Origin of the sequence: Rickettsia philipii str. 364D, from assembly GCF_000283995.1 — a bacterium.
GTDB lineage: Bacteria > Pseudomonadota > Alphaproteobacteria > Rickettsiales > Rickettsiaceae > Rickettsia > Rickettsia rickettsii.
In genome coordinates this window covers 124,072-149,668 of record NC_016930.1, presented here as the reverse complement: position 1 = coordinate 149,668, position 25,597 = coordinate 124,072, and the positions used below count along the sequence as shown (strand labels likewise).

Sequence of the window (25,597 nt, the reverse complement as noted above, 5' to 3'; positions counted from 1 at the left end):
TCTGTATCAATATTGAAGTTATTTTTCTGGATTCCTGCTTTCACCGGAATTACATAAGAGCTATATATCAATCATTTAAATAATTTCCAATTTCGTTCTTGCGGTGGAGAATCTGCTCTGCCTTCAGAAAAAAAAACCATTAGTAGGATTTGAGCTTAGTTCTGTAAAATCGTTCATCAAATTGTTTAAAAAAACAATTATTAGTTATTCTACTTCATATTTCTTAAATGATCTTCTAATTTTCTTAGCTTTCTACCCTCGTTTACTATAGGCTTTACATAGGTTTGCATTTTGGCATTTTCTCTATATTTATTAATCTTATCGATCTGAGCATTGACTTCATCGGTAATGGCTTGCTTTCTATCCTCTATTTTATTTAATACTTCAGTACTATATTCATAATTTTTAACATCAGCATTAAAGTTATTAAGCTCTTCCGTAATCTTTTGGTCTATTTCAGCTCCCTCGGCGGTATCTTTAACTTTTTGTGCTATTAATGCCGGCATTTCTTCGATCTTGATATCATCTCTTTTGAAATGATCTTTAAGCTCTTTATAAGTTTGCTCTAAATTTTCCTGGGCTTTCTCGTACATAATATCATAATGCTCTTGGCGACGAATATATCGATCTCCATCTATAAATTCTGCATGTTTTCTATGAGCGTTATCTATCATATCGCGCATCTGAGAATCAGTAGCTTTCTCACGCATAAATCTGTCGCCCATCATTACCGGTTCACCTTCCTCAAATAACCTACCATGCACCTCATGAATAAGCTTTCTTTGAGCTAATTCTTGATAATATTCCACATCACTATGTCTACCTGCTTTTTCTAGTCTTGCTAGATATTCCGGTGATAATATATCTGCTTGAGCAGCTAGCGCCTCCTTATTAATATGCATTTGGAGCTCTTCATGTTCTCGTGCTTTTTCATCATCTTTTAATTTTTCGCTATAAGTTCTAAGCCTTGGATCGTTATATTCAAAATCATGCCATTCGGCACTGGTTAGATTACCCTCATAAGCATCACGTAAATCTTTACCGACTATTGCAGTTAAAGCTCCTCTTTTTATTCCTGTATAACCTGCATATATTTTTTCGCCTATACCTACACGCTTTTCTTCTTTTAATTTACGTTTTGTATCAACACGATGCTCTATCTCTTGCCAACTTCTAAGCACTCCTATATTCTTACCGAACAGACCAACACCTCGCCCGGACATTTCTTGGTGAGCATTTTTATAAGCATCTTGATAATCTCTAGTAAAGTTTGCATCGCTAGCGAGTTCACGTAAGTTAGCATCTTTTAATGACTTATCAAGCTCAGCTTTTTGTTCTTTACTTAAAGCAGCGTAATCTTTCACTTCATATTTATTTGCAGCAATTTTATCTCGAAGCTGAGTAAACTTCATGTGCGATAGTTCTTTTGCTTTTAATTCATTCCCCTTAGGTAAATTCTTTAATAATCCTGCAATACCGTTTTCATAATCCGTAATAGCATTCATTTTTACATCTTTAGAATCTATACCGTATTTTCGCTTAACCTCATTTTGTACGGTTTTATTTGCTGAAGAACCGAGAGCTTGCTTTTCAAGCCTTCCCATCATCATATTTTCAAATTTCTCGGCAAAAAACATACGAACTTGCTCTTTCCCTGCACTTACACGGCTAGTTACAGGTGCACTTACCGTCTTAGCCACATAATTTAGCGGTCTATTCATTTGTTTCGCTGCAGATTCATAAGATTGCTGATTAACTTTTTGTATGTCTGTTAAATTACCTGAAGTACCGGCAATAAATTGTGCCGTCGATATAGCAGTATCGTTAAATTTACTTAGCAAATAAATAGACACAAAAATTAGTAATATCCCGTCAAGTTGGACAAATTTCCCATTTATAAAATTACTAATTCTTTTTGCATCTTTAACTAAATCTAAAAACGGTAATTCAATATAGCGTTCATCTATACACTCATACGCAGCACAATGCTTACATTTATCAGGGTCATTCTTACAAGAATCATCTACTATTATATGATCTTTAGGAACTAATATATTTGCTTTGTGGAAATTATTTATACCGCCTTTCATCGGTACTGGGAACCACCAATAAAATATTGAATGACCCAGGCTTGGATCTATATCCTCAAGGAAGCTACCGAATATTTCATTTATCGGACCTAAATTAGGAAAATCATGTTTACATACTGCAAAACCAAGCGTTGAATATATTTCAGTTCTGATGATCATTGAAATAAAAGCGATACCGGTAAATAAAATTATAGGCTGTAATGCATATGATATTAATTGTCTTAACCAATTCTCAAATAACGAACGAGTTATATTAAACAACATGAAACAAATAAATATCGGTCCCATAATTATAATCATACCGATAGTTATAAGAGCGGTTAGATAGATAATAGTGGCTTTAAATATAAGAAAGAAAATAAAATATAAGGCTATTAAATATAGAATGATATATATAAAACCAAGCCAATCAACAAATAGTAAAGAAAATAATTTAGATAAAGTTTGAGGAGCAATAAGTAACCCAAGCAAGCTTTGAGAACCGGGACCGGTAGCTGAAGCTTCATTAATTATTTGCAGTATTTGCTGAACCCCATCAATAAAAAATACGAATAAATAATCATGAAAAAATGTCCAAGCTTTATCAGTACTTAATAATATTGAGACTATACTAACTTTTAATATTCTAACTATAAGTTCGACATGAGTAAGGTTTATATTACCTATTAAAAAGGAAAAGCCTGTAAACATTATATATAGAGTTAAAATAGCCGAGACACTCATCCTATAACCCGACGTATCAATTATTTGTTGATAAGTTTTCTTTATAATCCCATCCTTACCAAATAATACTCCTTTTATTAAATCCGTTAAAAATTGTAGCGGATCGGGTCTAGTATCAGTAACTCCGGACTTTATTACTAATCTATATTGCCCGCTATTATCATTATAAAATTTATCTATAATCTTAAAATAAAGAGGAGATTGAGCATATTTTGACTTATCTTCACCTTTATATTGATAATTTATACCGCCGGCTTCCAAGAATTGTCCTGTACTACTAGTACTATAAAATTCATAGCCCGAAGTAAGCTCCTCTCCTAAATGCTGAGTTATACCTTGCGGTTTACTCTGTGAGTCCGGTGAAATATTGGGATCGGTATTTTTAGCGGCAATAAGAAAATAAAGCCCGACACCGTTTGTCATTATACATGGAGCATTACTAATCATTGCATCATTTTTATTTGCAGGATTAGGAGTACACATATCAAGTCTAGTATTATCCCAAAAAGTACACGGTTGTAGCTTAACGCAAAAAGCAGCCAAAGTAGTTGTGTTATTTTTTTGACCATACCATGGACACCATGCAGATAACTGACCTGAAGTATTTTTATCGCCAAGTATATAACTCCACGGTCTTACCATAATGGTTAAAGGATAGCCGTTTACTTTATAAGCACTATCACGCCATGGTGCTACCTGATTACCTTCCTGTCTTGAAGTAATTTCTTCCGGATCATATCTAGCAGAGACATTGAATTTGATAAAACCGAAATCATCAGGGTCAATACAAGTATCACCGGTACAACCAGAAAGCAGCAATAGCGATATTAATAATGTAATAAAAATATTTTTGTTCATTTATTATGTGTTATTTCCATATGTCTTAATTTCAATGTCATTGCGCGCGACCATAGGGAGCGTGGCAATCTCATGCAGCAGTACTAAATTCCTGAGATTGCTTTGTCAATTGCTATGCAATGTCCTCACAATGACGGTAAAAATATTTACAATTATTCTTTCTGCTCTCCTTCCTCTTTCTTCACATCATTACGCTCAGCAAGAAATTTATTTGTAAATTCACCACCTACTTCCGGTTTTCTAGCTTTATAATTTTGATCAATTATCTTGTCTTTGAAAACTCTAGCCGGAGCCATTGCAGCCTTTTTAATTGGTTTTGTTACTGAATCTATATCCTGCATAACGGCTCCCACAGGATCAGAACGTTCTTGATAATTTCCTGATATTCGTGCCGGTGTAACATTTGTAAGCATTCCAACTACTATATTTACAAAAGTTACTAAACTATATGACATCAAGCAATATGAATAAAATAATAAAGCCGTAGTAAATAATACTAAGAAAGTATTAGCATTGTTCGTTAGAATATTCGAGCTACTAATTTCTGGAACATCCGGTACATAGAAAGGTATTCCGGGTAAGAACGGTAATGTAAAAGAGAAATGAATCGGAATACCAAGATTTGTTAAATCAAGCCCTATTTTTATTGGTATAAGAGTATCCCAACAGGCTCTAACTACCACTTTTAAAAGCTGCTCAGATAAAACCTGATCTATCAATAAAAAGAAAATCAATAATATTGTCGGCTGCACTACATAGCTAAGCAATGTCGATATCCAATTATCAAATAAACTTTTAGTTTTTTCAAATAACATTAATATTATAAAAAATGGTGCCAATGAAATCATAACAGTTACCCCTATGAATGCAATAACATAACCTATTATAACTTCTAAAATAGCTCTAAAATAAGTAATAAGTGAATAAATGGTTATAATAGCGATAAATGCTAAACCATTATGTATTTGTAATAATTCAATAAATAGTAATCCCCAAATCCTACCGTTAGTATATTTATCAAATATAGGATCAATAAAACCAAAAATATTAGATCTAGAGCTTGTAGCACCTACTACATTAGTTACAAAGAAATCAATACCGTCAGTAAATACACTAAAGAAGTATGTATTAAAGAAGCTCCAACTTTCTTCTCTAATTAAAAAAGCTACTATAGCTATTTTGCATATACGTGTTATTACTTCTACAGCAGTTAATTTTAATGCTCCTGTAACGAACATTAGCCCAAATATAGTAACATAAAGGGTTAATGCAGTTTTAGCTAAATTCTGCACTGCAGAATTTTTAACTAACTTAATATAAAAGTTTTGACTAAAAGTTCTAAACTGATCGGTAATAGGTTTAATAGCACCGTTATATATTATATCAGAAAACCAAGTTGTACCGGTATAATTAGCATAATTTACACTAACTACCCCTTGTATATTACTATTAGGATTTACCACCCTTAACCATAAATATCCATCTTGCGGGGCATCAGTCGCAAAGTTATAATCTACCGGCGTACCACGAACAGATGGATCAGGTAATGTACCATCAGACGTTATTAAATATTCTAACTTTATATTTTGTTGATCATCAGGATTAATTGAATTTGCCCCATTACCTATTTCAACAATCATCGAATAACAACCAAAATATAAAAAATTAGCTGACCAATCATTCTTATTTATATAATCTACAAAACTAGCATAATTTGAAAAATTTCGGCTCCAATCACTCATTAAAACTGAATTACTAAACATGTTACTAACTTGCCAATCGCTAGTAAAATCCATAGTACCACCGCTAGTGGCTTGATAATATATAAAGCTACTTTGAGTACTGCCTGAATTTACAAAACTCTGATCTCGTCCCTTAATAACCTGCCCGCCTACTTTAATTATCATCCCTCTACCTTGATCGTAATAGCAAGCAGGGCTAGTATTTATACCGGCATTAGCAGGACAAGCCTTAATTAAGCCCATGAAATACTGTACCGCTCCCGTTATCATAGGCTTACCGACTATTACTCCATTATCGGTATTTTTATACTTTGTAGCAGTACCCGTGCCGCTACATACACTTTTTCTTTCCTCATCTATCATATTACACACCTGCTCTGCAGAAGAGTAAATTATTCTATTATCAAAATCTCCAAGGTTACTTTGAGTATAAAGTGCAGAAGCAGCGAATATCGAGCTATCAAGTTCCTGTGTTAAAATATTATCTACGGTATTAGGAAGTTTTAGAGTATTAGGGCTAAAAAAATTATCTTTACCAACTAAACTAATATTTACTACATCGCCGGCCTTAACTTCAATTCTCGAATTACCGTTAGAATAGTTAAAATATTTAACAAAATCAGACATTTTAGTAAATGAAAGTGCATCAAGGTCTTTATCAGGCGGTATAGTCCCCGGTGTTTCACTGTTATTGTCTGTAACAAAACGAGGAAACCCTAAAGCTTCAAATTGTAATTTAGAATAATTATAAGTTTTAATGAAAACTTGCGGCATACTAAACCTTGGATCAATTCTATATAATACTAGATATTTTCTAGGTTCAGGAGTAATACCTGAAGTAGACCAATTTATTTTTAACAATTTACCTTTCTGAACAGTATTACCTGTTGATTGCCAAATTCCGGCTTTAGATAAATTAATTCCTATATTACCCTCTTGAAAACTTGTAAATTCAGGCACTTCTAAACAACCGAATAAGCTTTTTAACCCACCAAAACTGGTTGACATCCATGAAAAAGCATCATCGGCTTTAGCTGGCATCGCCATAAACAAAACTAATAAAACTAAACTCTTAAGAATTTTCATAATTTTAAATTGTTATCCAACACGCCATACCGTGAGTATTAAATAGTAAACCCGTCATTGCGAGCAGCTGTATGGCTGCGCGGCAATCTCATGAAATAACTCCTGAGATTGCTTTGTCAATGATTTCATAATTTCCTCGCAATGACGATTTTCGATTCACCCTCTATTTCGGTGTTTCAGGTTTAGGTGGTTCTTCATTTGTCTTCTCGCCCCCTTCTTTTGGCGTATTTTTCCTATTTTTCTCAGCCTGATCTAATGTCTTATTGCGTTGTTTTAATCGTGCTTCCGCTCTGCCGGTAATACCTTGTCTTGTTTTATCATCCATTCCTATTGAACTTAATGCTTTTTGTCCTGCATCATGAGACATTTTACCACCAATTTCAGTAGCCGAAGGCCCAACAGCACTAGTTAATTTTACTACCATACGTCCTGAAAATTCGACATAACCGTACATACCGTAAGCAATAATAACTAGAGCTACGATATTTTGCATATTTACTCCCATCATACCCGACATATAATCCATTCCCCAAGGGGCAAACCAATTAATACAGAAGATAGGTACATTCAGCAAGGCAATAGGTAAAATAGTACCGATAAACGGAATTTTTATCGGTAAAGCACATTTCCAACACACGCTATAACCTAAAACAAAATCTAGATAAATGGTAAATAGTTGTGTTAGTACTATAATACCTGCCATCATAACTACCGGCTCTATCATATAGCGGATCGTAAACCTCACCCAATTATCAAATAAATACCTAGTAAAATCAAATAATAAGAAACTAATAAATAAAGGGGCTATACCGATTAATATACAAGTTGCCATAAATGCCATAATATAAACTGCAACAGCTCTAAGCGCCGTAATAATTACTATACCAACCGCAATAAAAATAATTATAAAATATATAATACCGCTAAGCCCAAGAGAAAGAAGTGCAAGTAATTGAGCGATAAAGGTTTGACTAAAAAATATTTTACTCATTACTGCATCTAAAAACATGAAAGGATTAGCAATAGTATTAGTAGAAGTAAACAAACTATATCCACTCATATTAGCAATAATTGAGTCTGAAAAATTGGTAATTGCATCAAAAAGATAGTTATTGAAAAATTCAAAGGTATTACCGTTCATAAGTCCGCTAACTACCCCGATTTTTGCTATTCTAATGACTAGCTCTTTTTGGTTTATCTTAGCAAAACCAAGCAAAAACATTGCTCCGTAAGTCATCACATACAGAATTAAAATTGCTTTAATATAGGTAAAAAAGTTAGTACAGGACGAACTATCATTAGCTTTATAACATACCATATTTTTAAAAATAGAAGTAGCAGCCCCTTGCACTTTAGTTTTAAATAACTGAAGTAACGGATTCATTACTTTAATAGTAAAACTTCCTACTTTTAAGGATGTTGAGAAATGTACTTTATAGCTACCTTCACTATCTTTATAGTCCCTTAAATTATTACCAGGATCATTTAGAATTTTCATCCATATATAACCCGCCTCATTTGCGTTAAAGCTATATTTACCTTCACTATCAACGCTAATTCCTTGAGGTGAATAGGTTTTACCGCTAGTATTCGGGTTTTCCGAAGGCTTTACTATGATGTATTGCACTCGTCCTCGATCATCAAAAGTATCGTTAAAACTATTACCGTTTTCTCTATAGCATTTAGTCTGTTTAATATTTAAAACGTATCCTCCCGTATTCTTACTACTATCTTGTGAGGTAGGAGACCACAGCCTATATTGTAAATAACTTTTTGCAATATTACTGTTAAAAGGTATATTATATATAACTTTATATAAATATTTACCGTCTTTATCTTTATAGTCAGGCGGTTGATCTGTATCTGCAACAAATTTAGCAAATTCTAGCTTAGAAGGCAGAGCTTGACTTACAGAACCCGCATCATTCATTTGATATATTAATCCAGTTGGTCCTTTGCCTCCTTTACCGTCCGCCGTATACCAAAATCTCCGATTCTTTTGAAAATCTCCATCGCTACATATGCCCGAAGTACAATGTACACCTCCAATATAATCTTTATCTTTTGGACTACGATCGCGCACACTATCAGGACATTGATCAACTGGAGGAATATTAGCATTATAAGAACATTGAAGGGCTGAATAGTCGATAAATAATTTACCTGTGTTGTCAGACCACGAAAATGTAAAACTCTCATCATCTAGGTAGTTTTCTGGTGCTGGTCTCGTTCTATTAACCCAAGCCATACATTTCGTTGTACATTCTGGTATCTTATCACAAGAAGGAGCACAGCCCAATTGTCCCCAGTTGCAACCTATTCGCTCATGCCAGGTAGGGCACCTCCATGTGACTTGACAATTCCAATACTGCTCTTTTAACTCGCAAGCATTGACATATTCACCTGAATAAACAGAATATTTTCCACAAATTGGATTATAAGTAGTTTTATTCTCTGAACAATCTTTCGTAACTTCAACACCTTTAAAAGCATCTTTAACTGTCGCATCCGTATTGGCAAAATTAGGAGATACGGAAACTAAAACTCTATCATTGGCGTATAATTCGGCAATATTACGCCATTCATTATTTTTTGCATCCATTATTAGAGAGACAGGTGGATTATTTGTATCGTTAATACGAGGAATCGGGATCATTTGACCGTTATCGTCTAAATTAGATCCAGCCCCTGTACGTTGTAAATTATCTTTAGGTATATAAGCTAAACACAAACTAACCTGACCGACCACTTGTAAATTCACCGGTTGGCCGTTTTCTACTAGCACCTGAGTATTTAGCCATTCACCGTAACGAGTAGGATCAGGAATAAGCCGAATCGTGCCGTCGGACAACATCTTAGCAGTGTTTACATAATTAGCATTAGCATTAAGGGTTATAGTACCGATTATTGAATCCGCTCCTCCTTTACCGTCCGACTCATACCTCATGTAGCAGCTTTCACCGACTTTTACTGCTCCTATCATACCAAGTGCTGCAAAAATAAAGCAAACTAACGTTGCTACTATAGCAAGTACTCCTAAAACTTTTAATAAGTTACCCTGCATATTCTATCATTTACCTCCACCCGAACCGCTTGCTAAATCCCCGCCTTGCTGCTGCCCCTCTTTACGCTTACCTCCAACACCCGGCTTATCTCCTACCAGCGGCTTACCTTGCGAAGCCATAGCAGCATCCTTAAGGAAAGCTGCTCCTTTCTTTACTAAACCAACGATTTTAGTGGGACTTGCCGTTACTGCATCCATATTAGGACCATTAGTTAAATCAGAAGCAAATCGCCCTATAGATTTAGAGAAGTAATAAAAAATAACCGAAAATACTAATACGCATAAAAGTTCTGCTAAAATAGATACAACATCTCTAACAATTGATTTTATTGGAAAAAGTATCAATAAATGCTCTTCCCAACCTTTACCTGCATAATATTCTAACATTTTATATCCAAAACTTTCCTGACATTGATCTGCCCCGCCAACAGGAAGCCTTAACTCAAAAGTACTAAACCTAATATCCCCTTTTTCATAATCATATCTAAGGAATTCACAATTTTTAAATATTGCGGAATCATACATAGTTATTAATAAAGCTATAAAACCTGCTAATACTGCCGGCTGCAATGCACATGACATACATACTTTTAGCCACCCGTCAAAATAAGCTTTTGTACGAGTAAATAGAGCCATAGGAATGAATATAGGAGAAATATATGTCATAACATAAATAGTAATCATGCAAACTAAATAATGCGTAATAAAATATAAAAGTATAGATAAAAATATTACAGAAAATATTAAACCTGCTGCAAATATAATAACATTTCCGGCCATAAAGAATCCAAACATAACGGTAAAAAATCTAAGTGCTCCTGCTTTACTTAAATCCTTCGGTCTGTCATTTTTGCCTTCAGGATCAAAATTAGGTATAGGTGTATTATTACCACGGGGACCATTGCCGACCACATTCCCTAACACTCCATTCTTATCTATATTATAAAGTAAATCCAAGCCAAGATAATAACCTATACGGCAATCAATCGCGTCCCATAAACCGTAAAATTTATAACCGTCCTTATACTTTGAATTATCAAATTGACATAATCCTCTAGAACCTGCTGCATTAAAGATCATCTGTGCAAAGTCCGGTGCTGCTCCTGTCAAAAGAGGTAATCCATATTTTAACATACCGTTTTCTTTTGTCGGCTGACCACCACTAAAATCTAAAGGTCCAAGACCGATAGAAAAATAAGCAACAAATAAGAATTTTATTACAAAAAGAGCTATTTTTTCAGTACTTGCATATTCTGTATTTAGAGCCATATTAAAAGCAAAAAACATAGTATAAAGAATTAATGCCGCACCTATAATTCTCTTTAAATAACCTTGAAACGTAGAAAAAGCAGCAAGATTAGTTATTCTAGAATTTTGATCTTGAGCACTACAACTCTTTCCAGCAAAAAATATTTTATTAAGCGTTGCACTCAAACACTGAACTGCAAGACCGGAAAAATTAATTAACGATTGACTATAATTTGCTCCCGTATAGCAACTTTTTCCTATATTACAATTCTCATCCTCAGGAGGAGGTGGAGTCGGTGTAGCACTCAAAGATTTACATGCTACCGGCATCGGTCCCCTTGACGTAGGCATAACTAAACATAGATCATTATCCCATTTTTTAACCGTTAAAACGATATTCTTTAATACAGGATTTGCTCCAAGATCAGGATTATTATCGGTACTTAAATCACTAATCTTTTTAGAGTCACCTTCATTTAAAGTATACATGGTGCAAGGGCTACTACTACCTTCTACATTTTTAAAACAAAACGTTATACTAGACGCAACTGAGTTACAATTACCTCTCGGATCTTTCATATCAATATTACGAATTATATAGCCATATGCCGTGTCCGTTTCTAAATACCCATCTGAAGTAGTCGGTAAACTAGAACATGATTCTCCAAAGCCGGCAAAGCTAGCTAAGCTTACAGACGTTATACAAACTATAATAAATATCTTTAAGGTTTTAAGAGTTTTCATTAGAACTATTATCTTTTTTTTCTGTTACTACGCCGCTTTTTACTAACTCATCCCATGCCTTTTCAGCATTTGCACGTCGTTCTGATATTTCTCCTCCTTCTTGTTCTCTTACTCTTCCTCCTCCGCTTGCTACTAGTTCATTCCATGCTTTTTCTACTTTTACACGTTTATCTCGAATCTCTGCATTTTCCTGTATCTGTTTTACGCCTGTCGGATTATCATGTTCCTTTAAGTTAAAACTATAATCAATTACTCCTGTACCTTTACTTGTGCTGTTAACTTTTTCTTGTGGAGCTGCATTATCAACTTTTTCTTGTGAAGGCAGAGTATTATCAATCTCTTTTTTACTTTCTTGATTATTATCTCTTATGATTTTTCCAACACGTGGTGCAGGTGTAGAAATAGAAGTTCTAATACTAGCAGGCGGTGGTGAAACAGCTTCTGTAGGAGCAGGAGGAGTCACAACATCTGATCTTGCTTCACTACTTACAGTTTTTGGGCTAGAAGTTGCTACAGAAGACGAAGCTGTCGGCGTCGACATACCTCCGCTTGTAGCAATATTATCATTTGGTAGTCCGCCTTTCCCTACCTCTAAATCACTTGCTCCTCCACCTTGACCAGCTTTTAAATCACCAACTCCTCCTCTACTTGCTATCTGATCGCCCCCCTGAGTTGCAGCACCCGCAGTAGCAAGTACTGCCATAGCTGCCTTAAATATTGCTTGCGGTTTTATAGCAACATTATTAAGAGCTACTCCTTCCGTCATATCTGCAGCAAATTCAGCTAGCTGACTACTAAAATTATACATCAAATACAATGTAAAACATGCCATAACTAACGCAAGCAAAATATTTTTAATTTTCTCAAAAAGCACTTTTGGAGACATGAAAAACATTCCGGGCCCTAAAACTATTCCTGATAAAAACTGGAATTTAGCAAGAAATTTATCGGTAGGGGTATTACCCGGTTTACTATCGACAATTTCACTTACACTATCTTTTGTAAAGTTAAATACCGTGGTAATAGGGTTATTTAACATATAACCTAAACTATTTTGACAGCTTTCTACGGCATCTTTATCAGGATACTGTGACGTATCATCCCAATCATTATTAATGTAAAATATTAAAACATCCCTCTTAGCAGTAATGCCACCTTGAATTTTGTCTTCTATACTATTGTGAATTAACTTGCTCTTATATTGACATTTACCATAGAAACCATAATCATATACCGAAAACATCGTGATCATAAAAGTAACTACCACCATAGGTTGTAGCAAGAACGAGATCATTAGTTTAACCCAGCTCTCAAAATAATTTCTTGTATATGCGAATAAAAACATAGGTACAAAAAGAGGAGCCAAAATACCGAGTATTACTATAGATATCATACACATAATCGTTGCATTAACCATAAAGGCAGCAACCGAAATCACAAGTAATGGATAAGCAAGAGCGAGTGACACCAACATCATATTACCGGAGATTATCGCCGGAATTAGCAAATAAATATATGGTGGAGCACTAAAACTAAAGAAATCAAAATTTAAAAAATCATGACTGCGATAAGCATTTTCGACAAGTAACGTAGATAATATATCAAGTCCTAAATAATGAGCTACCCTACAATCTAATGCATCCCATAATGCAATATAAGAAACGGTACCGTCATAAGAAAGATTGTTAAATTTACATAAACCGGACGGAGCAGCATTCATAACCCAACTTGCTAAACCGTTTATACCGTCAAGTAAGAAAGGAAACGCCCACTGAATCATGCCGTCTAACCGGTCATACGGAGAACCATTACCAGGGGTTATATTAATTCCTATTGAAAAATAAGTTACGAATATCATTTTCAATATAAAATTTATATACTCACTTTTTGGCGGCACTTCACCTGCAAGTAATAGTTTAAAACCAAAAAACATAACATATAAAGTGAGAAAAGCCGTAACTATTTTATACATTCCTACTTGAAACTGAAAGAATGCACTATCTTGCCTTGAAACCAAATTAACCACTTGGCTTACATTATCAAAACTACAAACATCTTTACTAATTAGTAATCTAGCAATCATTTGCCTCATACATTCTATAAGAGGAGAAGTCATTACTACTGCAGTTTTTGAAGCATTATAAGCTTTTTGATAACAGCCATCACCCGCTGCACTACAGGAAACTAAAGCTAAAGGATCGGTAGGAGTTTTATTTGGATCCTCAATAAAATCCTTATCTGCTACATCCATAAAGCTATTATACATGGATTTTGGAAACGGCTCTTTCATATATTTACAGCCAACGGGAACGTCTCCTGTAAATCCTTTTGTCGATACGCATATTCTATCTTTATCTTGAATAACTTTCCAATATATTACAGGAAAGCCTAAATCAAATGCAAAACCGTCATCACCGGGCTTACCACTATATGGAACATGATATTCCTTTTTTTTATTTGCCCACGCTGTCTTTATATCATCCCAAGGGTCGCTCCCTGTTAAGACGGCTTTAGCAATAGCAAGTGCCGATTCTGCAACAGATTTTGCCCGAGATACAATTAATTTAGCATTATTACATAAAGCAAAGCGTAATTCTGGATTTTTAGGATCAATTCTGTTTTCACGAGTACATTGACCTCCGGGAAAATTCCCAAAGTTACTATCGTTAAATAAATCACTGTCGTTTATTTTAAGCTTTAAAAACGTATTCATGTATAAAACGGGAGAGACAAGATTCATTACCGCAAAAGTAAAGAACGGAGCAACAATACATGTATGAGAAAATTCAGTACGCAGCAAATCGCCTACGCCTTGGGTTTCGCAAGTTAAGCCACTCAAAATATCTACAATGCTATCAAGAGTATCTTTAGCATGAGTTTTAGTAACTATCCCTAAATTTAGGGCAAAGCTTAATACTAATGTTATAAGTATACTACGAGGAAATAATTTCATAACTAGTTACTTGCCTCGCATTGTAAAAATGTCATCCCGTGGCTTGTCCACGGGATCTCAGAATACAGTCTGTGAGACAAGATCCCGCGGTCAAGCCGTGGGATGAAAGACAGGCATTTATAATGTTTTAACTGCTGCATAAAATATAGGTAACCATTTATCCGGATCATTGCCGTGTTTCTCTCTAATTTGATCGAGCAATATTACAGTCTCAACTCTACCGGATAAAACACTGATTATGTTATCCATACCATCTAAGCTAACTTTTGCCACTACAGCATCTATTCCTTGTTTTATTAAAAAATAACGTGTAGTAGGGTCGGTAGTTTTAATTAAAATATATTCTCGCTGACTTAACATAAATGCACTACGATAAATATCCGTAGCTTTCAAATTAGGTAAAAAAATCTGCGTAGCTGTTTGTTGAATCAACGTATCACTAATTCTACTTTTTGCAGCATCTTCGACACTCTGCGTAGCAAATATAACAAAAGTATTTAATTTTCTCAACACTTTTAACCAATCTTTGATCTTAGGTGCAAATACCGGATTATCGATTAAAGCCCATGCTTCATCAAGTACTATCATAGTTTTCTGCCCATCTAAAGAGATATTAATACGATGGAAAATATATAGTAATACCGGTGCAAGGCTTACAGGATCTTTAAGTAATTCAGTCATATCAAAACCGAATACTCTTGCTTTTTGTAAATCAATATCATCTATTTCATTGTCAAATATCTTAGCGTGTGAACCTTTACCAACCCACATTGCAATCCTACTTGCCAAACTATTTGGTGTATCAATACCAAGAAATGCTATAACATTACTAAGCCTTCTATCTTGTTTTGCTAATCTAAAATTACCGCTTACCGCTTGAGATAAGATTTTATTATCTTGTGCAGTTAAACTTTCACCGTTAGAAGTTACAAGCACACGAAGCCACTCTAAAATAAACGTTCTATTCTCACTAGTATCTTCAAGCTGTAAAGGGTTAAAGTTGCATTTTAAACCCGGATCAATTACTGTATAAACTCCCTTTAAAGCACGTATAAATATTTCTGCTCCTCGATCTTTATCAAAAAAGAACATACGAGGTTTGAATTTTTGTGCTTCAGCACATAAGAAATTCATAAGAACTGTTTTACCGGCACCGGTTGGACCGATAATGAGAGTATGTCCAACATCCCTTACATGGAAATTAAAATAAAACGGTGTACCTGAAGTAGTATCAAGTACTGTGACATATTCTCCCCAATGGTTACCTCTAATTTTACCGAGCGGATAATTATGTTGTGAGGCAAAGCTAGCCATATTAAGAGTATTTATAGTGGATTTACGCACTATATAATCCATATTTCCCGGCAACTGTCCCCAATAGCTAGGTTCCATGTTAACTTTTTCTCTAACCGGCTGAATTCCTGAATTAGAAAGCTCAACTGCTGCCATTGACAATATATCTTCCAAAGCTTTAATATTATTTGCGGAACATAAAAGCGATAAATGATGCTCACCGAAAGCGATATCACCGCTAGTGGCCATATCAAGGGCCGTATTAATTTCAGCAATTTGTGAAGTAGCTTTATCACCGGCTTGTATCATTCTATTTTGCTGTAATTGCATTTTACCGATCGCTACTGTTCTATTAACAAAGACAAAGCTTTGAGTCATAACAAATTCAAAAGGCATTTGCAGGAATCCGTCAAAAATTCCTGCAGAAGTATTAGGACCGTATTCAAGTATACTGATCATTCCAGCATATTTCTTGCCAAGCGGACTTCTTGCTTCAATAGTACGAGAATCAAAAAATAAGCGATGAGTCGGTAAATATTCGTCAATAGTACCACGCGGTAATGCTATAGGACCCGGTGAATCGCCGCAATTGATTAAAGATGAAAGGAATTCTAAAATTTCACAATAACTACCTGACTGCGTTTGACAAACTCCAAGTAATCTTGCTCCGTAACTTCTGAATGTATTAATCACTCTAGTTGACATTTCTTGAAGATTTTCTTTCATCTCTTTCATGTCGTTTTCCCAAACGGTTTTATTAGATTTCTGTCTAAGCTTCTTTAGAAAATACTCAACTATAGCAACACCGCCAGTATCAGGCTTATATAAAATACTAACATATAATTCATTAAAAAACGACCTAGCCCCAGCATGTTTCTTACGCCATTCTGCACCTAAATAAGTAATAAAATCATTAGGGACTTTTACGGTAGGATCATAAGTAAATTCCGTATCGTCAAATATTACTGCTTTACGTCTTCTAATAGTATGGAAATACATAACGATATTTCCCGAAGCCATATTTTTAAGTAAGGCATTTCTGATATTCTTTTTAATTTCTAGATCTTCATCATCAGCAGTTTCAAAAGAAAATCCATTTATTTTAATAACTTGTAATAAAGAATTATCTTTTGTTAAAATAGTATTACTATCCCAATGACATTTATAAGGAATAAAATGCGAAGTGGGTCTTTCTTGTTTAGACCTTAATTCTTTAGCGGCTCTAGTTCTAAATAATTTCATTACCTCACCTGATTTAACTATTTTGATTTATTGTGTCAGTTATACCTCTTTTTATGTCATTCCCGCGTAGGCAGGAATCCAGTAACATTTAATATCATACCGCGCCTTGATCGCGGTATCTTAGGACACAGTCTGTGATACAAGATCCCGTGGTCGTAGCCACGGGATGACAACAAAAAATCTGGATTCCTGCCTACGCGGGAATGACATAAAACTCAAATATTATACGAATTTGCTCCGTAGTAAAATTTATTAGGACATTGGCTAGTTCTTGACATTTTATTTAAATATAGCTCTATGAATCTCGGTTCTTTAAAACATATAATATAAGCTACCAAATGCAAAGCAGCTGCAATGAATAAAATCATAATGCCGTTATTCCAAATAAATACTATCATCGTCATTATCATATTTAATGCAGCAAACTTAATACTTACTCCAAATATCATCGGCGGTCTAGTTAACCCTACAAATAAAAGATCGGATGCTAATGCTCCTGCCATAAAAAACCTCTATTAATTTATATTAATATCAAACATAGTTGACAATATTGAATTCGGTGCTTCACTATTCACAAAATGTACGTAACCATTATTATTTTCAAGGGCATTAACTGCTATCTTAATTAATGCTTCTTCGATGAAATTATTACTATCATCTAACATTGATTTCAACAAGTTAATATCTCGTATTTTTATATTATACGGAAACGTCTCGGATACCTGTAATATCTCATATGGCAATATTAAATGTTCTGCACTTAATGCAGAAGCAATTGTTGCTAACGTTAAGTTAACATTTAATAAATGCGTTTTCTCCTGATCGTCGCTCGCAAACGGTGCTATCACGGGTATAATATTATTATCTGCAAAATTTAATAAAATTTCTGGATTAATCATAATAGGCTCGCTTAAAAAACCAATATTTATAACATCATGATTTACAATTTTTCGGTAAGATAGTTTTGATTTTTTTGCTTGCAGTAAATTAGCATCCTTACCTGAAATACCAACTGCATAACAACCTATACTACTTAACTTTGTTACTATAAGCTTGTTAACGTAACTGGATAAAATTTCCATAATAATAGGATTATTTAGAGAACTATAGTCGCTTATTTTACTAATTTTTTGACTAAAATTTTCATCTATTTGTGATACTAAAGACGAACTTCGTAAATCAATATGATCATGTACTATATATATTTTAGCACCGCACATCTCAAGCAATCTAACAGATTCAATAAAAGCCGTAAATAATTTATCGTCAATAATAATAGTAGCAGGTAATTTTAGAACTATTGCTTGATTCTTCAACTCACTACTACACTTTATTATATTCTTAATTATAGCAATGTTATTTAATGAAGAAATACTATCTACCTATTTATTTTTGAAGTTTGATGCATTTTGCCAAACTAGCTTTAAGTTCTCTTGCACCTTCTTTACTCCTATTGCTTACATACATAACATTACATGAGTAGTTTAAAGTTGCAAGAAAATTCTGTGCTTCATCGTGAAGGTTTTTATGATCCGTAACTTTATCGGATTTTGTGAAAATAATTTGAAATTCTCTTTTATTTGCAAGTAATAGATCAGCTACTTTCTTATCATTTTCTTTTATACCCCTTCTTGAATCAATCAATAAGTTAACTAACCTTAAATTATAACTATTTCGTAAATAATAACTAATTAACACTCCCCACTGCTCTTTGACTGATATAGGAACATTAGCAAAACCATAACCGGGAAGGTCAACTATAATAAGTTTATCTGCAAGGTTAAAGAAATTGATTTGCCTAGTACGCCCTGCAGTATTAGAAACTTTAGCAAGATTTTTATTATTACATATCGTGTTTATTAGGCTTGATTTGCCGACATTTGACTTACCGACAAAAGCAATTTCCGGTAATGAAAAATTGGGGACTTGATTTATATTCATAGCACCGGCTACAAATTTAGCTTGATGACGAAAAAGCTTACTGCCATCAGTTGATTTTGTAGGCACTATTTTCTGAGTAGTCATAATTTGCTTTCGTATAGGAATGGCATCAGCAGACTGCAATAACGCTATAAGTGAGCTAGCATGACATTAAAAAACATGGTAGCGGGGGCTGGATTTGAACCAACGACCTTCAGGTTATGAGCCTGACGAGCTACCGAGCTGCTCCACCCCGCAATAATTGAGAATTGACGATTTATCTGTGTTATATTTTGTTGTTAGTGTCATTCTTGTGTAAATACCAAGTAGTCGTAGACTGCACGGCAACCCAGAAAAAATAATAAAAAATTCTATAAATCAAAATTGTTTACTGGATTGCTTCGTCAATGGCTATGCAATTTCCTTACAATGACGATTTGTTATCCACAAACAAAGCCTAACTAGCTTCTTTCTTACTACCGAAAGAAAGACCTGAGAATCTTTTATTGAAATCACTAACACTTTTGTTTGATTGATTTACTACATTTCCAAAATCTTTATTCCATGCCGGATGCTTTCTAAAATCAACATCCATTAAAATTTCACCTGTAGGATGAGTAGACATTGTTTCAAAAACATCGCTTCCTACTTTAATCAAAAACTTTTTATATTCTGGATGTATACCACTTTTCATAATGATTTTGCTGTTTTAGTCTGAATTATTTTTTTCTTAATAGCTCTAGCGTTACTTGATAAAACATTATCATCGGCTTTTAGAATATATGCATCAAAACCCCCGGCTTTTTCCACTGAACTAATACATCTAGCATTAACCGATAATCTATATTCCCCGGCTGTTATATCACTTGTAAACTTAACCGATCTTAGGTTAGGTTCAAAACGTCTTCTAGTTTTACGCTGAGAATGTGATACATTGTTGCCGTATAAAACACCCACACCTGTGAGTTCGCACTTACGAGACATAAGCTAAATACCTTAAAACTTATAAAATATACTTCAAGTAAATGAAGAGTCATATACGAAGATCAACTTCAAAAAGAGCTAAGAGTTCACACGCCGAGGAGCGGAGCGTATACTTAATACGTGAGCACCGCAGATCTTGTAGAACGACGTAGCCAATTTTGAAGTGCATCCAGTATATACAATAGATAAAGAATATAACGCAATACTCCCCTAGTGTCAAGAGATAATTATTTTGTAGCTAAGTATTAGCTAATGCTTGATTTTTATTAAATAACAGAGTTTTATATAAAAATATAAATTAATTAAACTATTATAAATCTATGCTTATTAATGGGAAGCCAGTTCAAGGTAATATCACCGGACTAATTAAACAATTAGGCGAGTTGCCTTCAAGTTTTCCTGAATATATTATAGTAACCTTACTCCAAAACCATTAAGTACAAAGGAGCAAATTGATCATAATCAAGCAGCTTTTTGTATAATGAAGGATTAAAATTATATAGCAAAGATAATCATCTTGTTGCTCTTAAACAACTACAACAAGCTGAACAAATTGCTATAGGTCAAACTGACAGTAATTTTCTTTCCTACTTTCCTATATTAATACTATGATAGGACGTAGCTATCAACAGCTAGGACTGTTTGATAATGCCATTCAACAATTTCAAGATAGCATAGAGAATTCTTTTGAAGCAAAGCAATATTATAATGTCGAAAATTCATACAAAGCATTAGTCACTGCATATCAACCATAAGGAACATTAGCCAAGCTAAAGAATTAATGGCAAGATTAGCTTTAGGAGCTGCTTATAAAACTCAAAACCGCAAAGAAAATTCAATAGCGCAGTATGCATATGCTTACTCATTACAGCAAGGTATAGTTGATTATGAAGCTGTGCGTGTGGAACAGCATAAAGTTGGTTTTTCTGATAAAGAAAAGATAGGCACTGATCACATTCAACAATGCGTTGCTGTAATTTTACATGATCCATTAACTAAAAAAACTGCATTAGCCCATGTTGACAGGTTTACTGATGCTGGTGCTTTAACACATGATGTAATAAGCAACTTTCCTCCTAATACTCAATTAGAAGCTTATTTAGTAGGAGGGCGTGATAGATCTGCAGTATCAATTTCGGTATCAGATGATAATATTCGTAAAGTAACACAAGAATTAACTAACCACTTTAACGTAAATATAAAATCTGCAGATATAGAAGACAAGGGAGCCCCATTAGGAATTATTTGATCCAATAACAGGTAACTGTTCCGGATAGAGAGGATAAAACAACCGCTGCTAGAAAAGTACATTTCAGTATAGGAAGTAATACTCCTGTACTTTATAAAGCTTTTGATTTCACTAAACATAAAAATATACCTAATCGCTCTTTAAATGAAATCCAACAAAAACATATTATTCAGCAATATTTATTAGGATCTAATCAAAATCCTAATTCTATGGACACATGGCAATCTAATCAAATATCAAGACCACTTACTAAAGTAGCAGAGGAAATTCAAAAAACTAATCCAAAATTAGTAAAAAATGTAGTAACTAAAAATATTAGTACTCGAGTTCACGAATTGAATCTAAAGGATCAAGAACAAACAAAAATTGTAAATAATTTAATAGCTAAAACTGATTATTTATTATCTAACAATTTAAATCCGTTGGAAAGTGTACGTTCAGAAATTAATAAAACATTAGCACTTACTCATTCTACCTACCAACAAGATAGTAATATTAAAAAAGCCTGGATACAAAAAATAAAAGATTTGTTCATAAATATTTTTAGTAGTAATAAAACAAAAAATGAACCAAAATTAAACTTAACAAGTGATAAGATATTAAAAAAATATAAGTACTAAGACAAAAATAGCTGCACCTAGCTATACTCTTCCCAATAAAAATATTGCTTTACACAAAAATAATCAACAAAGTAAATAAACTATGCAAATTGAAATTAACTCACAAGAATATAAAATTTTGATATAAATGATGACTTAGTAATTTATACTAAAGATTTAAATGAAGAGATTGTCTGTAGTTTCTTTTCCGTAAAATTAAATAAAATAGCATCAGCTAGAAATATTAATTCACAACAGTTAGAGCCATTAATTACTGACTTTAATCAGAATGAATTGATAGAACAAGCTTTAATAAAAGTACGAATAATTGGAGGTAATGATTCGCCTGAATAATCTAAATACTTGGAAGATATTCGTACTACTTTAAATGGTATTGATAATAATACTAATATGATTAATATAATAGGTTTAGATGCATGTAAAAATATACATCCCAATTCTTTTGAATTAGATGGCTATCACGGGGGAGTTAGAGCTTTAGATTAATTGTAGAATATTAAATTGATACTATTAGAAGAGAAAATAGCTGAGATGTGGGGCGTCACTAATAGCAATATTTATCTTTATGGTCCATTTAGTAAAGAAATAAAGATAGGTACGATGTATTTATACGTGAAATAGGCACAAGACAAGCCTAACATAGTACCGATAACGATTACACGGAATTTTGCAGGACTAAAAATTAAAATAACTATTCCAAGAATAATTACTATTTTTATTATATCATCTGTCGTATAAGAGCTAGAATTTATAGCATAAACATTTAGATTTATACCTAGAAATATTATTATACATAATAAGTTCTTAAACATTTTATACCTCTATAGGCCCAGTAGTTAATCCATTTATAAATTGTTTTAAATAAGGATTATCACTATTACGCATGTCATCTTTACTACCGTACCATTTAATTTTTCCTTGATAAATCATCGCTACTTCTTTAGCTATTTTTGCGGCACTAATCATATCATGAGTTATAGTAATCGTAGTTGCCTCTAACTCTTCTTGGATTTTTATAATTAATTCATTGATAACATTTGCCATGATAGGATCAAGCCCTGTGGTCGGTTCATCAAGAAATAAAATCGACGGTGTACTACAAATAGCCCTAGCAAGGGCTACTCTTTTTTGCATTCCTCCCGATAATTCGGCAGGGTAAAGCTCGAGTATTCTAGGAGATAAACCCACGGCATTAAGCTTTGCACCGGCAAGGTCGTTTTTTTCTTTCTTAGATAAATTTTTAGTCTCGAAAGTAATATTATCACGTATATTTAAGGAGTCAAATAATGCTCCGCCTTGGAATAAAAAACCTATACCATCCATAATCTCAAATTTTTGTTTACTTGAGATATCTTGGATTTCTACATTATCAATAAAAATTTTACCTTTATCAGGTTTAATCAATCCTACTATATTTTTAATTAGAACTGATTTGCCACTACCGGAACCACCTAAAATCACTAATGAACTGCCCTTTTTTACATCCAAATCTATTCCGTCTAACACCTTATGATTAGCAAATGATTTATATAATGACCGAATTTTAATTTTAAATTCTTCTACACTCATGCATACTCCAAATAAACAAAAAAACTGTATACTCGTTTAATTTGGAAAAGAGCTAGGCGTTTTATATTTTTTGACCGCAGCGTACATAAACGTGAGGATCAAAAAATATAAAACAACAAAACCAATTTTTCAAATTAAACGAGTATACTATACTTTAAAAAATAATTCGGTTATTAAATAATTACTGATTAAGATAAGGATAGAAGAATTCACTACTGCCGAGGTAGTTGCTCTTCCAACTCCCTTAGCCCCTTTACCTGAATAATAGCCGCTATAGCAACTTATTATAGAAATAATAAACCCAAAAACTCCCGCTTTAACAAGACCGGAAATTACGTCAATCGGTTCTAAATACTGAAAAGTACTGGTTAAATAAGCTGCACTATTAAAATCAAGTTTATATACCCCTACCAAATAACCGCCCATAACACCAATTATATCCCCGATTAAAACAAGACAAGGCATTGTAATAATAGCTGTTATTACTCTTGGAAAAACTAAATATTTAATAGGATCGGTAGATAAAGTATATAAAGCATCTACCTGCTCCGTTACTCTCATTGTGGCTATTTCGGCGGCGATTGATGCCCCAACTCTTCCCGCTACCATTAGTCCAGCTAAGACAGGTCCAAGCTCTCTAGTCAGCGACAATACTACTACCGTTGCAATAGAGCTTTCAGCTGAGAAACGGGAAAAACCGATATAGCTCTGTAATGCAAGTACTGCCCCTGAGAAAAAAGTCGTCATTGCAACAACCGGAAGCGAGTGAAACCCGATAAATAATAATTGTCTGATGATTAAACTCAAATATAAAGGCGGTCTTATGATACTGCTAACGGCAGCAAAGCTAAATAGAGAAAAACTACCTACACTTTGTGCAAACTTTACAGTACGTTTACCGACCGAATTAGCTATATTGAATAACATTTGTATTTTTTCTATTTAATTTAAGTACGCTATGTCATTTCTGCGCAAGCAGGAATCCAGTAACCTCTAATGTCATCCCGCGACTTGATCGCGGGATCCAGTCTTTTTTAATTTTTTTCTGGATACCGTGGTCAAGTCATGGTATGACACAGATATCTACCCGATATACTTTCTTTTATATCTACTACCAAGGTTAGTTAATACCTCATACCCGATAGTACCTATAATACTCGCTATTTTATTGGGCGTGCAATAATTTCCGATAATTTCCGCTTCCTGCCCTAGAAAAATCTCGGATGGTGGTAGATCGGTAACATCGATATTTATTAAATCCATCGATACTCGCCCTACTATAGGAACGCTGCGACTGTTAATAAATACTTCGCCTTGATTGCTAAAATTACGACTAAACCCATCAGCATAACCAAGCGGTAACGTTGCAATGACACTATCACGCTTAGTTGTAAAAGTCATATTATAACCGATATGGCTATCTAGTGTCAAATTCTGTAAGTGAATTATAGGAGCTTTTAAGGTTACGGGATTCTTTGTTAAGGGATTAAGACCATATAAGGCTGCCCCTGGTCTTGCTAAATCAAAATGGTAATCCTGTCCTAAAAATATGCCGCCGGAATTAGCAAGGCTTGCTTTGACGTTTGGGAAATATTGTAAATAAGCTTTAAATCTGTTTAATTGTTCTAGATTATAAGGATTATCTATTTCCTCGGATATAGCTAGATGGCTTATAATATATTGTAAATCTAGCCCTTTTAACAAATCACGATCATTAATGAGCTGCTCTATCTCATCAGAGCTTAAGCCAAGACGATTAATCCCCGTATTGAAATGTAAATAACAAGGCAATAATCGGTTTTTCAAATTACTAAATTTTTGCCAAATTTCTATTTGTTTTAAGTTATTTAGGACAGGTGTTAAATTATATTCTATCAGCTCTAAAGCATCATGTTCAAAAACGCCGTTAAGAACTAAAATATTAATATCTAATCCTAAAGCGTTGCGTAAATTCACTCCTTCTTCACTTGAGGCCACAAAAAAATGCCTACAATTTTCTTCTATTAAAGCTTTAGAAATTTGTACTGCTCCAAGACCGTAACCGTTAGCTTTAACGGCAGCACCGACTAATGAGGTTTTGCAAACATCTTGTAATAAAAGGTAATTATTTTTTATTGTAGATAGATTTATTTCTACAGTACACAAGCTCATAGTATATTTATTAACTTTTTTACGATGATAGACAATACGGGTATTATATGAAATTTTGTAG

At 33.8% G+C, this 25,597-nt stretch carries 17 protein-coding genes, 1 tRNA gene and 2 pseudogenes; 4 read left to right on the top strand and 16 right to left on the bottom strand.

Annotation, left to right across the window (positions count from 1 at the left end; genetic code table 11):
• Nucleotides 1-209 precede the first annotated feature (209 nt).
• The 12 genes from RSA_RS00730 to rpmB all read right to left on the bottom strand — a co-directional run bounded on the left by RSA_RS00730 (nucleotide 210) and on the right by rpmB (nucleotide 19,947).
• Nucleotides 210-3,671 carry a type IV secretion system protein gene (locus tag RSA_RS00730; protein ID WP_014364400.1) on the bottom strand — a complete coding sequence of 1,154 codons (3,462 nt, stop codon included), beginning with the start codon at nucleotides 3,669-3,671 and terminating at the stop codon, nucleotides 210-212.
• A gap of 152 nt (nucleotides 3,672-3,823) precedes the next feature.
• Entirely contained in the window at nucleotides 3,824-6,499 is a 2,676-nt protein-coding gene (locus RSA_RS00725; RefSeq protein ID WP_014364399.1) for a type IV secretion system protein, read from the bottom strand.
• Between the two features lie 163 nt (nucleotides 6,500-6,662).
• Complete coding sequence (locus tag RSA_RS00720) at nucleotides 6,663-9,563, bottom strand: type IV secretion system protein (protein WP_014364398.1); 2,901 nt, start codon at nucleotides 9,561-9,563, stop codon at nucleotides 6,663-6,665.
• Nucleotides 9,564-9,569: 6 nt separating this feature from the next.
• Nucleotides 9,570-11,555, bottom strand: a complete 1,986-nt coding sequence (locus RSA_RS00715; protein ID WP_014364397.1) for a type IV secretion system protein — start codon at nucleotides 11,553-11,555, stop codon at nucleotides 9,570-9,572.
• Nucleotides 11,542-14,508 carry a type IV secretion system protein gene (locus RSA_RS00710; RefSeq protein WP_014364396.1) on the bottom strand — a complete coding sequence of 989 codons (2,967 nt, stop codon included), beginning with the start codon at nucleotides 14,506-14,508 and terminating at the stop codon, nucleotides 11,542-11,544. Before RSA_RS00710 ends, RSA_RS00715 begins: the two co-directional genes overlap by 14 nt.
• Nucleotides 14,509-14,625: 117 nt before the next feature.
• Nucleotides 14,626-17,043: a VirB4 family type IV secretion/conjugal transfer ATPase gene (locus RSA_RS00705; protein WP_014364395.1), complete on the bottom strand. Its 2,418-nt coding sequence runs from the start codon at nucleotides 17,041-17,043 to the stop codon at nucleotides 14,626-14,628.
• Between the two features lie 215 nt (nucleotides 17,044-17,258).
• A complete protein-coding gene (locus RSA_RS00700) occupies nucleotides 17,259-17,546 on the bottom strand; it encodes a type IV secretion system protein VirB3 (protein WP_010976817.1) in 288 nt (95 codons plus the stop codon).
• Between the two features lie 12 nt (nucleotides 17,547-17,558).
• Nucleotides 17,559-18,359 carry an amino acid kinase family protein gene (locus RSA_RS00695; protein WP_014364394.1) on the bottom strand — a complete coding sequence of 267 codons (801 nt, stop codon included), beginning with the start codon at nucleotides 18,357-18,359 and terminating at the stop codon, nucleotides 17,559-17,561.
• 70 nt (nucleotides 18,360-18,429) lie between these two features.
• Nucleotides 18,430-19,068 carry a ribosome biogenesis GTP-binding protein YihA/YsxC gene (gene yihA / locus RSA_RS00690; protein WP_014364393.1) on the bottom strand — a complete coding sequence of 213 codons (639 nt, stop codon included), beginning with the start codon at nucleotides 19,066-19,068 and terminating at the stop codon, nucleotides 18,430-18,432.
• A gap of 76 nt (nucleotides 19,069-19,144) precedes the next feature.
• Nucleotides 19,145-19,221, bottom strand: a tRNA-Met gene (locus RSA_RS00685).
• Nucleotides 19,222-19,420: 199 nt separating this feature from the next.
• Nucleotides 19,421-19,657 (bottom strand): 50S ribosomal protein L31, encoded by a 237-nt coding sequence (rpmE, locus tag RSA_RS00680; protein ID WP_014364392.1) that lies wholly within the window; start codon nucleotides 19,655-19,657, stop codon nucleotides 19,421-19,423.
• Nucleotides 19,654-19,947, bottom strand: a complete 294-nt coding sequence (gene rpmB / locus RSA_RS00675) for a 50S ribosomal protein L28 (protein WP_004996729.1) — start codon at nucleotides 19,945-19,947, stop codon at nucleotides 19,654-19,656. Before rpmB ends, rpmE begins: the two co-directional genes overlap by 4 nt.
• 474 nt (nucleotides 19,948-20,421) lie before the next feature.
• On the opposite strand from rpmB, the gene RSA_RS08755 reads away from it, so the two are divergent.
• The 4 genes and pseudogenes from RSA_RS08755 to RSA_RS08750 all read left to right on the top strand — a co-directional run bounded on the left by RSA_RS08755 (nucleotide 20,422) and on the right by RSA_RS08750 (nucleotide 22,302).
• Nucleotides 20,422-20,559: a hypothetical protein gene (locus tag RSA_RS08755; RefSeq protein ID WP_012150357.1), complete on the top strand. Its 138-nt coding sequence runs from the start codon at nucleotides 20,422-20,424 to the stop codon at nucleotides 20,557-20,559.
• A gap of 169 nt (nucleotides 20,560-20,728) precedes the next feature.
• Nucleotides 20,729-21,224 (top strand): annotated as a pseudogene (locus RSA_RS00665) (hypothetical protein).
• 181 nt (nucleotides 21,225-21,405) lie between these two features.
• Nucleotides 21,406-21,816: a hypothetical protein gene (locus RSA_RS00660; RefSeq protein ID WP_012150354.1), complete on the top strand. Its 411-nt coding sequence runs from the start codon at nucleotides 21,406-21,408 to the stop codon at nucleotides 21,814-21,816.
• A 273-nt stretch (nucleotides 21,817-22,089) separates the two neighbouring features.
• Nucleotides 22,090-22,302 (top strand): annotated as a pseudogene (locus RSA_RS08750) (hypothetical protein).
• A 77-nt stretch (nucleotides 22,303-22,379) separates the two neighbouring features.
• Here the strand turns inward: RSA_RS08750 and RSA_RS00655 are convergent.
• From RSA_RS00655 to RSA_RS00640, 4 genes are all read right to left on the bottom strand, one after another.
• Nucleotides 22,380-22,628, bottom strand: coding sequence for a DUF5510 family protein (locus RSA_RS00655; RefSeq protein ID WP_014364390.1), 249 nt, complete (start codon nucleotides 22,626-22,628; stop codon nucleotides 22,380-22,382).
• A 1-nt stretch (nucleotide 22,629) separates the two neighbouring features.
• Nucleotides 22,630-23,385, bottom strand: a complete 756-nt coding sequence (locus tag RSA_RS00650) for an ABC transporter ATP-binding protein (RefSeq protein WP_014362734.1) — start codon at nucleotides 23,383-23,385, stop codon at nucleotides 22,630-22,632.
• A gap of 147 nt (nucleotides 23,386-23,532) precedes the next feature.
• Entirely contained in the window at nucleotides 23,533-24,312 is a 780-nt protein-coding gene (locus RSA_RS00645) for an MlaE family ABC transporter permease (RefSeq protein WP_012150352.1), read from the bottom strand.
• A 156-nt stretch (nucleotides 24,313-24,468) separates the two neighbouring features.
• Nucleotides 24,469-25,536, bottom strand: coding sequence for an alanine racemase (locus tag RSA_RS00640; protein WP_014362732.1), 1,068 nt, complete (start codon nucleotides 25,534-25,536; stop codon nucleotides 24,469-24,471).
• Between the last annotated feature and the right edge of the window lie 61 nt (nucleotides 25,537-25,597).